Here is a 13,960-nt window from a genome sequence, read left to right as displayed (position 1 = left end):
ATCGGATCAGGTCGGATCAGATCATGCTCTTGGTGTGCCACACGGTCTTGACCTCGGTGAACGCCGCGATGCGTTCGGGCGAGGCGACGACCTCACCCGGCGCGACCACGCGCTTGAGCGTCTCGGCGGCCGCGATCTGCAGGTCGACCCACTCGAGCGCACCGGCACCCGCGAGGTCGAGCGCGTTCACGTCCTGATGCGAGGCGAGCCACGGCGCGATCTCGGCCGGCGAGCCGGTGAGCACGTTCACCACGCCGCCGGGCACGTCGCTGGTCGCGAGCACCTCGGCGAGGCTGATGGCCGACAGCGGATGCCGCTCACTCGCGATCACGACGACCGTGTTGCCCGCGACGAGCGCCGGTGCCACGACCGAGACGAGACCGAGCAGCGCCGAGTCCTGCGGTGCGACGATCGCGACGACACCCGTCGGCTCGGGAACGGTGATGTTGAAGTACGGACCCGCCACGGGGTTCGCGTTGCCGGCGACCTGCGCGTACTTGTCGCACCATCCCGCGTACCAGACCCAGAGGTCGATCGCCTCGTCGACCTGCGAGGCTGCGGCCGATGCCGACAGCCCTTCCTGGGCGACGATCTCATCGATGAACTGCGCGCGACGGCCCTCGAGCACCTCTGCGACGCGGTAGAGCACCTGGCCGCGGTTGTACGCGGTGGCGCCCGACCAGCCCTTCACCGCGGAACGCGCCGCGACGACGGCATCCCTGGCGTCCTTACGCGAACCCTGCGCCGCGTTCGCGAGGAAGGCTCCCTTCGGTGAGACGACCTCGTAGGTGCGTCCCGACTCGCTGCGCGGGAAGGCGCCGCCGATCGCCAGCTTGTACGTCTTCGGCACGGTCAGTCGCTTGCTCATGCTGCCGATCCCTTCAGGTAGGCGGTGAGACCCTGGCGGCCGCCCTCGCGGCCGTAACCGGACTCCTTGTATCCGCCGAACGGGCTCGACGGGTCGAAACGGTTGAACGTGTTCGCCCACACCACGCCCGCGCGCAGGCGGTCGGCGACGGCGAGGATGCGCGATCCCTTGTCCGACCAGATGCCCGCGGAGAGGCCGTAAGGGGTGTTGTTGGCCTTGGCGATCGCCTCGGCCGGCGTGCGGAAGGTCAGCACCGAGAGCACCGGGCCGAACACCTCGTCACGCGCGATGCGGTGCGAGGCCTCGACGCCGGTGAAGATCGTCGGGGCGAACCAGAAGCCCTTCTCCGGGATCGCGCAGTCCGCGGTCCAGCGCTCGGCGCCCTCCGCCTCGCCGATGTCGCTGAGCTCGCGGATGCGTGCCAGCTGGGCTGCGGAGTTGATGGCGCCGATGTCGGTGTTCTTGTCGAGCGGGTCGCCCAGACGCAGCGTCGACAGGCGCGTCTTGAGCCGGTCGATGACCTCGTCGTGGATCGACTCCTGCACGAGCAGGCGGCTTCCGGCGCAGCACACGTGCCCCTGGTTGAAGAAGATGCCGTTGACGATCCCCTCGACCGCCTGGTCGATCGGCGCGTCGTCGAACACGATGTTCGCGGCCTTGCCGCCGAGTTCGAGCGTGAGCTTCTTGTTCGTGCCGGCCACCGCCTTCGCGATGTCGCGGCCGACGCCGGTCGAACCGGTGAAGGCGACCTTGTCGACGTCGGGGTGGCGCACGAGGGCCGCGCCCGTCGGCCCGGCACCGGTGATGATGTTGACGACACCGGCGGGCAGGTCCGCCTGCTGCAGGATCTCCGCGAAGATCAGCGCGGTGAGCGGCGTCGTCTCGGCGGGCTTCAGCACGACCGTGTTGCCTGCCGCGAGAGCAGGGGCGAGCTTCCACGCGAGCATCAGCAGCGGGAAGTTCCACGGGATGACCTGACCGGCCACGCCAAGCGCACGCGGGTTCGCGCCGAGGCCGGCGTGATCGAGCTTGTCGGCCCACCCGGCGTAGTAGAAGAACCAGGCGGCGACCAGGGGCACGTCGACGTCACGGCTCTCCTTGATCGGCTTGCCGTTGTCGAGGCTCTCGGCCACGGCGAGCTCGCGGGCGCGCTCCTGCACGAGGCGGGCGATGCGGAAGAGGTACTTGCCGCGGTCGCGACCGCTCATCCGCGACCACGTCTTCTCGTAGGCACGGCGTGCAGCGGCGACGGCGCGGTCGACGTCGTCATCGCTCGCGGTCGCGATCTCGGCGATGCGCTTCTCGGTCGCGGGCGAGATGGTGGTGAAGCTGTTGCCGGATCCGTCGACGAACTCACCGTCGATGAAGAGGCCGTAGCTGTCCTTGAGGTTCAGCAGCGCCGTGGATTCCGGCGCGGGGGCGTATTCCAGAAATGACATTTTGCGTATCCCAGTCAGTCGATCGTGACGTAGTCGGGGCCGGAGTAGTGGCCGGTGGTGAGCTTCTGACGCTGCAGCAGCACGTCGTTGAGGAGGCTCGAGGCGCCGAAGCGGAACAGGTGCGGCTGGAGCCACTCCTCCCCCACGGTCTCGGCGACGGTGACGAGATACTTGATCGCGTCCTTCGAGGAGCGGATGCCGCCGGCGGGCTTCACACCGATCCTCTCGCCGGTCGCGCGGTGCCAGTCGCGCACCGTCTCGAGCATGAGTAGCGTCGTCGGGAGAGTCGCCGCCGGCTGCACCTTTCCGGTCGAGGTTTTGATGAAGTCGCCACCCGCGAGGATGCCGAGCCACGACGCCCGCTTGATGTTGTCGTAGGTGTTCAGCTCACCGGTCTCGAGGATGACCTTGAGCGAGGCGTAGCTGCCGTCCTCGCGGCGGCAGGCTTCCTTCACGCGCGCGATCTGGTCGAACACGATCCCGTAGCGCCCGGAGAGGAATGCTCCCCGGTCGATGACCATGTCGATCTCGTCGGCTCCGGCGGCGACGGCCTCGGCCGTGTCGGCGAGCTTGATCTCGAGCGACGAACGGCCGCTCGGGAACGCCGTCGCGACGGCGGCGACCGAGATCAGCCCCTCGTCGGGATCGCCGTGCAGGGCACCGAGTGCGGTCACCGCGTCTCCGACCATGTCGCCGTAGACGCACACCGCGGCGACCTTCGGGGTCGTGGGGTCCGCAGCATCCGGGTTCTTGGCCTTGGCGACCAGAGAACGCACCTTGCCGGGGGTGTCGGCCCCCTCGAGAGTGGTGAGGTCGATCAGCTTGATGATCGTGTCGAGAGCCCACGCCTTCGACGTCGTCTTGATCGATCGCGTGCCCAGGCCCGCGGCGCGCTGCTCGAGGCCGACGGCGTCGACGCCGGGGAGGCCGTGCAGGAAGCGGCGGAGCGTCGCGTCGTCGGGATCTCCGCCGAGCACGTCCACCGCCGTTCTGCGGGTCAGTTCATTGGTCGTCATCGTTCCTCCAACAATGCTCGTGCTGTGGTCTCATCTGTCACCAGTACCCCGCACAGGCCGCTGGTGACGACGGTGCGGGCGATGTCATGCTTCGCGGGGCCGGCGGTGACGAAGATCGCCTTCTTCGCTCCGCGCAGGCGGTCGAGGCTCACGCCGACCGTACGGGCGTCGAGCTTCGCGTCGACGATGTTGCCCTCGGCATCGACGTAGCGGCCGAGCACGTCTCCGACGGCTCCGCGTCGGGCGAGCTCATCGACGTCTTCGGCGCTGAGGTAGCCGTTCTCGACGTGCGCCGAGGAGGCGTCGCACGGACCGGCCGTGAACAGGAAGGCCTGCGCGTCGGCGGCCTCCTCCAGGATGCCGGCGACGGTGCGATCGGACTCGATCGCCTGTTTGGTCTCGACGCGCTCGAGGATGGCGGGGCTCGGCAGCAGCGACACCTGCCCGTTCGCGCGCTGCGCGATCGTCACGGCGAGCCCTGCGGCCCCGCCCGAGCGGCGGTTCAGGCTCACTCCCCCGTTGAGCTGGACGACGGTGACGCCGTTCGCCCACCCGTCGGGAAGAGCTTCGGCCACCGCGCGGAGAGTGCGCCCCCAGCTCACTCCGAGCGTGCGGGGAACGGGACGGAGCGCGGTGAGGAAGTCTGCCGCTGCTTGGGCGACGCGTTCCAGCGTGCCGTCATCGCCCTCGGGGGCGGGCACCACGACCGCGTCGCTCAATCCGAAGCGCTCGACGACTTCCCGCTCGAGGCCGAGACGCCGGGCGCGCGGGTGGATGATCTCGATGCGGACGATGCCGCGCTCGCGCGCCTGGGTCAGAAGACGGCCGACCTTCCAGCGCGAGATCTTGAGGAGTCCGCCGATCTCGTCTTGCGTCTTGTCCTCGTCGTAGTACAGCTCGGCGACCCGGACCATGAGCAGTTCGTCTTCCACGGCATCCTCCTTCCGTGATCCAGCGTACGACGCTTCCCGCGTTGGTGCACGCTCATGCTCATATGAGCAGTGAGAGGCATCCGTCCGCACATCTGCCGGGTACGACGAAGGGGTGTCGGTCAGATGACCGACACCCCTTCGAAGAGAGTGACTCAGGCGCGCTTGCGCGAGGTGAGCACCTGATCGACGATCCCGTACTCCCGAGCCTGCTCGGCCGAGAGGATGTTGTCGCGATCGATGTCGCGGTTGATCTGCTCGACCGGCTTGCCGGTGTGCTTCGCCATGGTCTCTTCGAGCCAGGTGCGCATGCGGAGGATCTCCGCCGCCTGGATCTCGATGTCGGACGCCTGCCCCTGGCCCGCCTCGCCCATCGCGGGCTGGTGGATCAGAACGCGAGCGTTCGGAAGCGCGAGACGCTTGCCCGGCGCGCCGGCCGCGAGCAGCACGGATGCCGCGGAAGCCGCCTGGCCGAGGACGACGGTCTGGATCTGCGGCGCGACGTACTGCATCGTGTCGTAGATCGCCGTCATCGCGGTGAACGAGCCACCGGGCGAGTTGATGTACATCGTGATGTCGCGCTCGGAGTCCTGGCTCTCGAGCACGAGGAGCTGGGCCATCACGTCATCGGCGGATGCGTCGTCGACCTGCACGCCGAGGAAGATCACGCGATCTTCGAACAGCTTGTTGTACGGGTCCTGGCGCTTGAAGCCGTAGGCCGTGCGCTCCTCGAACTGCGGGAGCACGTAGCGGCTGGAGGGCAGGTTGCCTGCGGATTGGAAAGTGGGCGTGTACATGGTGTCCTTTCGAATCCGGATTACGCGGCGTCGTCGGCCGTGCCGCCGCCACCGGTGACGTCGCTGGCGTGCTCGCGGATGTGATCGACGAAGCCGTACTCGAGCGCCTCCTCGGCCGTGAACCAGCGGTCCCGGTCGCCATCGGCGTTGATCTGCTCGACCGACTTGCCCGTCTGGCCGGCGGTGATCTCGGCGAGGCGCTTCTTCATCGAGAGGATGAGCTGCGCCTGGGTCTGGATGTCGCTCGAGGTTCCGCCGAAGCCGCCGTGGGGCTGGTGCAGCAGCACACGTGCGTTCGGGGTGATGTAGCGCTTGCCCTTGGTGCCGCTGGTGAGCAGCAGCTGCCCCATGGAAGCGGCCATGCCGATGCCGACGGTGACGATGTCGTTCGGCACGAACTGCATCGTGTCGTAGATCGCCATTCCCGCGGTGATCGAGCCACCGGGCGAGTTGATGTAGAGGTAGATGTCCTTTTCCGAGTCCTCTGCGGCGAGAAGAAGGATCTTCGCGCAGATCTCGTTGGCGTTCTGGTCACGCACCTCTGAGCCCAGCCAGATGATGCGATCCTTCAGCAGCCTGTCGAAGACGCTCGTCGCGACAAGGGGTTCTGCAGCCATTTCAGCTCCTGTTTCCGTGTTCGTGCTTCGAATCTACCGGCGACCGCGCAGCCTCCAGGCCGTTGTTCGCCGTCGGCATATCAGCGTGGCGGATCGACCAGTTCGCGTGCGTATCCGGTGACCGAGCGCGTGTACCGCGGCAGGTGCGGCGCGAGCGCCTCCAGCGCGATGGCGGCGCCGCGCACGGGATCGCCGCTCGACACCAGTGCGAGGGCGTAGAAGGCCGACGCCGCATCGCCGAACGCGCCGCCTCGCTCCCGCTCGGCCCGGAGCATGTCCAGCGCCTCGTCGGTGTGCCCGAGGTTCCGCAGCGTGCTCGCGAGCTGGATGACGGCCTGGGGCCGATGCTCCTCGTCGAGACCTTCGGCGAGAGCACGTCGGTAGAGCACCTCGGCCTCCGCCTCGATACCGGCGGAGTCACGGGCCCCCGCCCGCTCGAACAGAGCACGGGCATCGTCGTCGCTCCGCTCCGCCGCGAGGGCGTCGATACGCGTGATTCGCTCCGCATCGGTCAGGGCGTCGTCCGCCCACACGGCATCGATCCGCGTGTCCCAGTCATCCATCGGTTACTCCTTCGCTGATGAGAAAGGGGCGGATGCCGCAGCATCCGCCCCTTTCATCGTGATCGTGAGATCACTCGGCCTTGTCGGCCGCCTTCTTGGCCGGAGCCTTCTTGGCGGCGGGCTTCTTCGCAGCCGGCTTCTCGTCGGCGTCGGCGTCGGCCGCCTTCTTGGCGGGAGCCTTCTTCGCCGGAGCCTTCTTGGCCGGAGCCTTCTTCTCGGCGGGGGCCTCCTCGGCCTCCGCTGCTTCTGCCTCGTCATCGGTCACGATGAAGTCCGACAGATCGACCGGCTTGCCGTTGGTGTCGACGACCTTGACCTTGCCCAGGGCGACCGCCAGCGCCTTGTTGCGCGCGACCTCTCCGACGAGGGCGGGGAGCTGGTTCGACGACTGCAGAGCCTCGACGAACTCCTGCGGGGCCATGCCGTACTGCGCAGCGGACTGCACGAGGTACTGGCTGAGCTCCTCCTGCGAGACCTGCACGTCGGCCTGCTCGGCGATCGTGTCGAGCAGCACCTGCGTGCGGAACTGCTTCTCGCTCGCCTCGGTGACCTCGGCACGGTGGACGTCGTCCTCGAGGCGGTTCTCGCCCTCGAGGTGGTTGTGCACCTCGTCCTCGATGAGCTGCGGCGGAACGGGAATCTCGATCTGCTCGAGCAGCGTCTCGACGAGCTTGTCGCGCGCGGCCGACCCCTGGGTGAAGACGCCCTGCTGCGACACGCGCTCGGCGAGGCTCGCACGCAGCTCGGCGATCGTGTCGAACTCGCTCGCGATCTGCGCGAAGTCGTCGTCGGCCTCGGGGAGCTCGCGCTCCTTGACGGCCTTGACGGTCACGGCGACCTCTGCCTCGGAACCGGCGTGGTCGCCGCCCACGAGAGCCGAACGGAAGGTGGTGTCCTCACCGGCGGTGAGCGACTCGATCGCGTCGTCGATGCCCTCGAGCAGCTCGCCCGAGCCGACCTCGTAGGACACGCCCTCGGCGCGGTCGATCTCGGCACCGTCGATGGTGGCGACCAGGTCGAGCTCGACGAAGTCGCCCTTCGCTGCGGGGCGGTCCACGGGGACCAGCGTGCCGAAGCGCGCGCGCATGTTCTCGAGCTCGGCATCGAGAGCGGCGTCATCCGCCTCGACGGCGTCGACCGTGAGGGTGATGCCCTCGTAGGAGGGGAGCTCGATCTCGGGGCGCACGTCGACCTCGACGTCGACGAGCAGGTCGCCGGAGAAGTCCTTCTCGCTCGGCCACTGGGTGATGTCGGCCGACGGACGACCGACGATGCGCAGCTTGTGCTCGGCGCTCGCCTCGCGGAAGAACTTGTCGAGACCCTCGTTGACCGCGTGCTCGATGACGGCACCGCGTCCGACGCGCTGGTCGATGATGGGAGCAGGGACCTTGCCCTTGCGGAAGCCGGGGATCTGGACGTCCTGAGCGATGTGCTCGTAGGCGTGAGCGATGCTCGGCTTGAGGTCGTCCGGGGTGACCGTGATGGTGAGCTTGACCCGGGTCGGGGTCAGCTTCTCGACGGTGCTGTTCGCCATGCTTGTGTGTCTCCTTGTGATTTCCGCGGTGCACCGCGGCCGTGAGCCTTGGGGGCCGTGTCGGGGCGACAGGAGTTGAACCTGCGACCTCCCGCTCCCAAAGCGGGCGCTCTACCAAACTGAGCTACGCCCCGGGGAATCCGCACGCAGATTCAGCCCCACCGAGTCTAACGGACAGGAGCATGCCTCAGAGTCCGGTATAGTCGATGAGTCGGCAACCGAGCTTCCGGGCTCGTTTTCCGGGGCTGTAGCTTAGTGGTAAAGCCTTAGTCTTCCAAACTAATGATGCGGGTTCGATTCCCGTCAGCCCCTCCACATCACGAAGGCCCTCGTCGCGAGACGAGGGCCTTCGTCGTCCGCGGCATCTCCTAGACTCGAGGGCATATCCACGTGGTGCCACGACGAGGGGGATGCCGGTGAGCGACGGGAATCGACCTCCGAACGGGCTTGTCCCCCTGAACGGCCACCACCATCTCCCGTTCCGGTTCTCCGGCCGAACCGAGGCGGCCGTCCGTCGCCGCCGCTCCGCACCGAAGGCCCTCGTCTTCGGAATCGTCGGAGCAGCCCTCGCCGTCGGGGCGTTCACGACGGTTCACATCGGCGCCAATCTCCGCTTCGATGATGCGGCCGATTCGTACCAGGCGATCCGCACCGACACGATCTCTGCGCGCACGGCGCTCGACTCCGGTGTCGACGGGCTGACCGCGACCACCACCTCCGCCGATCAGCTGATCGCTGCCGACACCGGCGTGTTGATGGACGGCATCCCGCTCGACGATCTCACCACGGCGATCGCCGACGCGAAGGACGAGACCGCGACCGCCCAGGAGCTGACGGCGCAGGACCCGCCGCGACTCGGCGAGAAGCCGGGGTGGTTCTGGGAGCTGTTCGGCACCGCGGATCTTCTCGATTCGCAGGCCGACGACGCCGACGCGCTCCTGACCGACCTCGACGCGCAGCTCCCCGTGGTGGAGCAGGCCGACGCCGCGATGGTCGACGCCGCCAGCACGATCGTCACCGGTGCCGCCGCCGCCGTTCCCGCTTTCGAAGCCGCGCACCTCTCCGCGAAGAACCTCGACATCATCTCGATGCGCACGGCCGCCGAGGACATCGCTCCGCTCACGACGCTCGACGAGGATGCCGTGGCTCGCTTCACCGCTCTCCAGGCGTCCGCCGCCCAGGTCGTCGTCTCTCAGGATGCGGAGATGGCGGAGAAGGCCGGCCCGCTGCTCGGCGCCCGGCTCGAGATCGAGGCGTTCGCTCGTTCGCTCGCCCCGGGCGTGCTGCTCGAGTTCGACTGGGCCCCGATCGTGAACGGCGCGGGCGACAACGGGAGCATGGGCGGCTACACGACCTGGTGGTGGGACGAGCCCGACCGCTCCGTGATCCTGCTGTCGAACTCGGTCGCCGAGCAGTGGCCTGCCGATCGGAGCAAGGCGCTCGTCGCGCATGAGGTCGGCCACGCGATCAGCGTGAAGTGCGAGGACATGTACGACTCCTCCACCCAGGACAGCATCGAGAAGTGGGCGACCGCCTGGGCGATCAGCATGGGATTCTCCGATGATGCGAACGGCGTCTGGGCCTATGGCTACCCGCCGGAGAGCTACATCGCCGCGGCCGCCGGTTGCCGCTGACGCTGCGGCGCGGGGCGAGAGACGACGAAGCCCCCGCGATTCGATCGCGGGGGCTTCGTGATGTCTGTCTGCGGAACTACTGCCCGCGACGCTCGCGCAGCTGAGTGAGCGCATCGTCGAGGAGCTGGACGGCCTCCTCGTCGGTGCGACGCTCCTTCACGTAGGCGAGGTGCGTCTTGTACGGCTCCGTCTTCGCCAGCGCAGGCGGGTTCTCACGATCGCGACCGGCCGGCAGACCGGACTGCGGGTGATCGATCGTGTCAGGAATCTCCTCTTCGGGCAGGCCAGCCGCGAAGTAGCGAACCGTCTCGTTGCCGAGGCCGTCCCAGTACGAGACCGCGATGCGGTCGGCGTGGTAACCGTGGTCCTGCTCGCCCATGGGGCCGGAGCCGACGCGGGTGCCACGAATGGCGTTGCCACCGGTAGCCATCAGATCACCTCGAACTTCGTGATGAGTCCCAGCGCGACGATCGCCACGAACCAGGCCAATGCCAGAACGACCGTGAAGCGGTTCAGGTTGCGCTCGGCGAGACCGGACGAGCCGACAGCCGAGGACATCCCTCCCCCGAACATGTCGGAGAGGCCGCCACCGCGACCCTTGTGAAGAAGGATGAGAAGGGTCAGCAGAACGCTGGTGATGCCCAGCACGACCTGCAGGACGAACTCGAGAATTGCCACGAGGAAGAGCCTTTCGCTGGGGCAGGAGTGCCCCCGTAACGGTCAAGTATACGGTGCAGCGGGGCCGAAGCCCCGCTGCACTCACACTCCGACGTGCTTCTCGAAGCGGATGATCGCAGCGAACTCGTCCACGACGAGGCTCGCGCCGCCGACCAGTGCACCATCGACGTCGGGCTCGCGCATGAAGCTCGCGATGTTCGCGGACTTCACCGAACCGCCGTAGAGGATGCGCGTGCGGGCGGCCGCATCGTCGCCGAGGACCTTCGCGATGACACCGCGCAGCGCGGCGCAGACATCCTGCGCCTGCTGCGGCGTCGCGGCCTGTCCGGAGCCGATGGCCCAGACGGGCTCATATGCCACGACGATGTCGGCGGATGCCGGCACGTTCTGCAGCGCGACCTCGAGCTGACCGGCCGGAACGGCGCTGGCCCCGAACTTCTCGAGGTCCTCCGCGGTCTCGCCGACGCAGATCACCGGCACCAGACCGTGCTTGAGCGTCGCCTGCACCTTGGCCGCGACGACCTCGTCGGTCTCAGCGTGGTACTCACGACGCTCCGAGTGGCCGAGGATGACGTACTTCGCATCCAGCTTGGCGAGGAACGCACCGGAGATCTCACCGGTGTACGCACCCGAGTCGTGAGCCGAGACGTCCTGCGCACCCAGGGCGAACGGGATCTTGTCGGCGTCGATCAGCGTCTGCACGCTGCGGATGTCGGTGAAGGGCGGGAACACCGCGACCTCCACGGAGCCATCCTCGTGCTTGGCGTCCTTCAGCGTCCAGTGCAGCTTCTGCACGAACGCGACCGCCTGCAGGTGGTCGAGGTTCATCTTCCAGTTTCCCGCGATCAGCGGGGTACGGGCGTTCAGGCCCATCCGAGCACCTCCAGGCCGGGTAGTTTCTTTCCCTCGAGGAACTCGAGGCTGGCGCCGCCGCCGGTCGAGATGTGGCCGAAGCGGTCATCGGCGAATCCGAGCTGCCGCACGGCCGCGGCGGAGTCTCCCCCACCGACCACGCTGAGTCCGTCCACCTCGGTCAACGCCTGCGCGACGGTCTTCGTACCGTTCGCGAAAGCGGGGAACTCGAACACGCCCATCGGGCCGTTCCAGAACACCGTCTTCGATCCCCGGATGACCTCCGCGAACCGTGCGGCGGTCTCGGGACCGATGTCGAGGCCGATGCCCGACGAACCGAACGCCGTCGACTCGATCGCATCGGCGGCCGTGATCTCGTGCGCCGCGTCTGCGGAGAACGAGGCAGCCACGACCACGTCGGTCGGGAGCACGAGCTCCACGCCGCGCTTCTCGGCCTCGGCGATGTAGCCGCGTACGGTATCGAGCTGATCTTCTTCCAGAAGACTCGAGGCCACGTCGTGGCCCTGCGCCTTGAGGAAGGTGAACAGCATGCCGCCACCGACGAGGATCCGATCGACGCGCGGCAGCAGGTGCGAGATGACGCCCAGCTTGTCGCTGACCTTCGACCCGCCGAGCACGACCGCGTACGGGCGCTCGGGGTTTTCCGTGAGGCGATCGAGCACGTCGAGCTCGGTCGCGATCAGCAGACCGGCGGCCGAGGGCAGGATCTCTGCGAGGTCGTAGACGCTCGCCTGCTTGCGGTGCACGACACCGAAGCCGTCGGAGACGAGGACGTCGCCCAGCTCCGCCAGCTCGGCCGCGAACGCAGCACGGGTCGCGTCGTCCTTCGAGGTCTCCCCCGGGTTGAAACGCAGGTTCTCGATCACGACGACGTCGCCGTTCTCGAGCGACTCCACGGCATCCTTCGCGGACTCGCCGACCGTGTCACGCGCGAAGGCGACCGGCTTGCCGAGCAGCTCGGACAGTCGCTGAGCGACCGGCTCGAGGCTGTACTGGGGGTCGGGCGCGCCGTCGGGGCGTCCGAGGTGCGAGCACACGACGACGCGGGCGCCGGCGTTGATGAGGGCGTTGAGGGTCGGCAACGAGGCGCGTACACGGCCATCGTCCGTTATGACCCCGTCCCGCAGGGGGACGTTCAGGTCACAACGGACGATGACGCGCTTGCCCTCGAGCGAACCCAGTGAGTCCAGGGTGCGCAGAGTCACGGGGCGATGCTCAGAGACGCTCTGCCACGTACTCGGTCAGGTCGACGAGACGGTTGGAGTAGCCCCACTCGTTGTCGTACCAGCTGGAGAGCTTGACCTGGTTGCCGATGACGCGGAGCAGGCCGGCGTCGAAGATCGACGAGTGCGGGTCGGTGACGATGTCGCTCGAGACGATCTCGTCCTCCGTGTACTTGAGGATGCCCTTGAGGGGGCCCTCGGCGGCAGCCTTGTACGCGGCCTTGATCTCGTCGACCGTGACCGGGGTCTTGGTCGTGATCGTGAGGTCGGTGATCGAGCCGGTCGGCACCGGCACGCGCAGCGCGAAGCCGTCGAGCTTGCCCTTGAGCTCCGGGAGGACCAGGCCGATGGCCTTCGCCGCACCCGTGGAGGTCGGGACGATGTTGATCGCTGCCGCGCGAGCACGGCGCAGGTCGCTGTGCGGGCCGTCCTGCAGGTTCTGGTCGGCCGTGTAGGCGTGGACCGTCGTCATGAGGCCGGTCTCGATGCCGAACGCGTCGTTGAACACCTTGGCGAGCGGCGCGAGGCAGTTCGTGGTGCAGGAGGCGTTCGAGATGATGTGGTCGGTCGCCGGGTTGTAGGTGTCCTCGTTCACGCCCATCACGATGGTCGCGTCGTCGCCCGTGGCGGGAGCCGAGATGAGAACCTTCTTGGCGCCGGCGTCGATGTGCTTCTTCGCGAGCTCCGCCTTGGTGAAGAAGCCGGTCGACTCGATGACGATGTCGACACCCAGCTCGCCCCACGGGAGGTTGGCGGGGTCGCGCTCGGCGAAAGCCTTGATGACGTTGCCGTTGACGGTGATGCTGTTCTCGTCGTAGCTCACCTCGGCGTCGAGGCGACCGGTGATCGAGTCGTACTTCAGCAGGTGCGCCAGGGTCTTGTTGTCGGTGAGGTCGTTGACCGCGACGATTTCGATGTCTGCTCCCTGCGCGAGAGCCGCGCGGAAGTAGTTGCGTCCGATACGGCCGAAGCCGTTGATACCGATCTTGACAGACACTCAGGTCTCCTGATTTCTCGTGCGCTTGCGCGCGGTTTCTACTAGAGAAGCGTGGACAACGGCGTCCCGACGGGCGAATCGTCCGTCGGGACGCCCGTCTTGTTTACGACAGTACCAGCAGGCCAGCGGTCTTCTCGCGGGCCACCTCGAAGCGCTGGGCGACGTTCTCCCAGTTGGCGATGTTCCACGCGGCCTTGACGTAGTCGGCCTTCACGTTGAGGTAGTCGAGGTAGAAGGCGTGCTCCCACATGTCGAGCTGGAACAGCGGCACGGTGCCCTGCGCGGTGTTCGCCTGCTGGTCGAACAGCTGCTGGATGATCAGGCGGGCGCCGATCGGGTCCCAGCTCAGCACGGCCCAGCCGGAACCCTGGATGCCGGTGGCCGCCGCCGTGAAGTGAGCCTGGAACTTCTCGAACGAACCGAAGTACTCGTCGATCGCAGCCTTCAGCTCGCCCTCGGGCTGGCCGCCACCGTTCGGCGAGAGGTTGGTCCAGAAGATCGAGTGGTTGACGTGCCCACCGAGGTTGAACGCGAGGTCCTTCTCGAGCTTGTTGACGTTCGCGAGGTTTCCGCTGTCGCGCGCCTCGGCGAGCTGCTCGAGCGCGGTGTTCGCACCGGTCACGTACGCCTGGTGGTGCTTGTCATGGTGCAGCTCCATGATCTTTCCACTGATGTGCGGCTCGAGAGCTGCGAAGTCGTAGGGGAGGTCGGGGAGCGTGTAGGTCGCCATATCGCTTTCATCCAATCCGCGCCGCGCCGCGGCGCTTGCCGATCCTCCGCGCCGCCGAGATG

15 protein-coding genes and 2 tRNA genes are annotated in these 13,960 nt (G+C 67.5%); 2 read left to right on the top strand and 15 right to left on the bottom strand.

Annotated elements, in window-relative coordinates:
• Positions 1-16: 16 nt before the first annotated feature.
• From KZC52_RS00625 to KZC52_RS00585, 9 genes are all read right to left on the bottom strand, one after another.
• Complete coding sequence (locus tag KZC52_RS00625) at positions 17-868, bottom strand: aldehyde dehydrogenase family protein (RefSeq protein ID WP_247622142.1); 852 nt, start codon at positions 866-868, stop codon at positions 17-19.
• On the bottom strand, positions 865-2,307 hold the full coding sequence (locus tag KZC52_RS00620) for an aldehyde dehydrogenase family protein (RefSeq protein WP_247622141.1): 1,443 nt from the start codon (positions 2,305-2,307) through the stop codon (positions 865-867). The genes KZC52_RS00625 and KZC52_RS00620 overlap by 4 nt, the downstream gene beginning before the upstream one ends.
• Positions 2,308-2,321: 14 nt before the next feature.
• Positions 2,322-3,323, bottom strand: a complete 1,002-nt coding sequence (gene deoC / locus KZC52_RS00615) for a deoxyribose-phosphate aldolase (RefSeq protein ID WP_247622140.1) — start codon at positions 3,321-3,323, stop codon at positions 2,322-2,324.
• Entirely contained in the window at positions 3,320-4,255 is a 936-nt protein-coding gene (locus KZC52_RS00610) for a sugar-binding transcriptional regulator (RefSeq protein ID WP_247622139.1), read from the bottom strand. The genes deoC and KZC52_RS00610 overlap by 4 nt, the downstream gene beginning before the upstream one ends.
• Before the next feature lie 152 nt (positions 4,256-4,407).
• Positions 4,408-5,049 (bottom strand): ATP-dependent Clp protease proteolytic subunit, encoded by a 642-nt coding sequence (locus KZC52_RS00605; protein WP_247622138.1) that lies wholly within the window; start codon positions 5,047-5,049, stop codon positions 4,408-4,410.
• 20 nt (positions 5,050-5,069) lie between these two features.
• Complete coding sequence (locus KZC52_RS00600) at positions 5,070-5,666, bottom strand: ATP-dependent Clp protease proteolytic subunit (RefSeq protein WP_247622137.1); 597 nt, start codon at positions 5,664-5,666, stop codon at positions 5,070-5,072.
• Between the two features lie 80 nt (positions 5,667-5,746).
• Entirely contained in the window at positions 5,747-6,229 is a 483-nt protein-coding gene (locus KZC52_RS00595) for a tetratricopeptide repeat protein (protein WP_247622136.1), read from the bottom strand.
• A gap of 70 nt (positions 6,230-6,299) precedes the next feature.
• Complete coding sequence (tig, locus tag KZC52_RS00590) at positions 6,300-7,763, bottom strand: trigger factor (RefSeq protein WP_247622135.1); 1,464 nt, start codon at positions 7,761-7,763, stop codon at positions 6,300-6,302.
• A gap of 60 nt (positions 7,764-7,823) precedes the next feature.
• A tRNA-Pro gene (locus KZC52_RS00585) sits at positions 7,824-7,897 on the bottom strand.
• 107 nt (positions 7,898-8,004) lie between these two features.
• Here KZC52_RS00585 and KZC52_RS00580 point away from each other — a divergent pair.
• Both KZC52_RS00580 and KZC52_RS00575 read left to right on the top strand, forming a co-directional pair.
• Positions 8,005-8,078, top strand: a tRNA-Gly gene (locus tag KZC52_RS00580).
• A 101-nt stretch (positions 8,079-8,179) separates the two neighbouring features.
• The gene (locus tag KZC52_RS00575) at positions 8,180-9,397 is read left to right on the top strand and encodes a hypothetical protein (RefSeq protein WP_247622134.1); all 1,218 of its coding nucleotides are present in this window, start codon (positions 8,180-8,182) and stop codon (positions 9,395-9,397) included.
• Between the two features lie 76 nt (positions 9,398-9,473).
• Here KZC52_RS00575 and KZC52_RS00570 read toward each other — a convergent pair whose 3' ends face one another.
• From KZC52_RS00570 to KZC52_RS00545, 6 genes are all read right to left on the bottom strand, one after another.
• Positions 9,474-9,827 carry an RNA polymerase-binding protein RbpA gene (locus tag KZC52_RS00570; protein WP_247622133.1) on the bottom strand — a complete coding sequence of 118 codons (354 nt, stop codon included), beginning with the start codon at positions 9,825-9,827 and terminating at the stop codon, positions 9,474-9,476.
• Complete coding sequence (gene secG, locus KZC52_RS00565; protein WP_247622132.1) at positions 9,827-10,075, bottom strand: preprotein translocase subunit SecG; 249 nt, start codon at positions 10,073-10,075, stop codon at positions 9,827-9,829. The genes KZC52_RS00570 and secG overlap by 1 nt, the downstream gene beginning before the upstream one ends.
• Positions 10,076-10,156: 81 nt before the next feature.
• A complete protein-coding gene (gene tpiA / locus KZC52_RS00560) occupies positions 10,157-10,948 on the bottom strand; it encodes a triose-phosphate isomerase (protein ID WP_247622131.1) in 792 nt (263 codons plus the stop codon).
• Positions 10,939-12,153 (bottom strand): phosphoglycerate kinase, encoded by a 1,215-nt coding sequence (locus KZC52_RS00555; RefSeq protein WP_247622130.1) that lies wholly within the window; start codon positions 12,151-12,153, stop codon positions 10,939-10,941. Before KZC52_RS00555 ends, tpiA begins: the two co-directional genes overlap by 10 nt.
• 10 nt (positions 12,154-12,163) lie before the next feature.
• Positions 12,164-13,168, bottom strand: a complete 1,005-nt coding sequence (gene gap / locus KZC52_RS00550) for a type I glyceraldehyde-3-phosphate dehydrogenase (RefSeq protein ID WP_247622129.1) — start codon at positions 13,166-13,168, stop codon at positions 12,164-12,166.
• Positions 13,169-13,271: 103 nt separating this feature from the next.
• Complete coding sequence (locus tag KZC52_RS00545) at positions 13,272-13,898, bottom strand: superoxide dismutase (RefSeq protein ID WP_247622128.1); 627 nt, start codon at positions 13,896-13,898, stop codon at positions 13,272-13,274.
• Positions 13,899-13,960: the final 62 nt, after the last annotated feature.

This window comes from Microbacterium galbinum, assembly GCF_023091225.1.
Classification (GTDB): Bacteria; Actinomycetota; Actinomycetes; order Actinomycetales; family Microbacteriaceae; genus Microbacterium; species Microbacterium galbinum.
The sequence above is the reverse complement of the archived record's forward strand: the minus strand, read 5'-3'. Positions and strand labels throughout refer to the sequence as shown.

What these genes read in the sequence shown, in the direction of transcription:
- KZC52_RS00595 (WP_247622136.1), bottom strand. Translation starts at nt 6,229, where the DNA reads ATGGATGACTGGGACACGCGGATCGATGCCGTGTGGGCGGACGACGCC.
- KZC52_RS00570 (WP_247622133.1), bottom strand. Translation starts at nt 9,827, where the DNA reads ATGGCTACCGGTGGCAACGCCATTCGTGGCACCCGCGTCGGCTCCGGC.
- KZC52_RS00620 (WP_247622141.1), bottom strand. Translation starts at nt 2,307, where the DNA reads ATGTCATTTCTGGAATACGCCCCCGCGCCGGAATCCACGGCGCTGCTG.
- deoC (WP_247622140.1), bottom strand. Translation starts at nt 3,323, where the DNA reads ATGACGACCAATGAACTGACCCGCAGAACGGCGGTGGACGTGCTCGGC.
- tpiA (WP_247622131.1), bottom strand. Translation starts at nt 10,948, where the DNA reads ATGGGCCTGAACGCCCGTACCCCGCTGATCGCGGGAAACTGGAAGATG.
- KZC52_RS00625 (WP_247622142.1), bottom strand. Translation starts at nt 868, where the DNA reads ATGAGCAAGCGACTGACCGTGCCGAAGACGTACAAGCTGGCGATCGGC.
- KZC52_RS00600 (WP_247622137.1), bottom strand. Translation starts at nt 5,666, where the DNA reads ATGGCTGCAGAACCCCTTGTCGCGACGAGCGTCTTCGACAGGCTGCTG.
- KZC52_RS00545 (WP_247622128.1), bottom strand. Translation starts at nt 13,898, where the DNA reads ATGGCGACCTACACGCTCCCCGACCTCCCCTACGACTTCGCAGCTCTC.
- KZC52_RS00605 (WP_247622138.1), bottom strand. Translation starts at nt 5,049, where the DNA reads ATGTACACGCCCACTTTCCAATCCGCAGGCAACCTGCCCTCCAGCCGC.
- tig (WP_247622135.1), bottom strand. Translation starts at nt 7,763, where the DNA reads ATGGCGAACAGCACCGTCGAGAAGCTGACCCCGACCCGGGTCAAGCTC.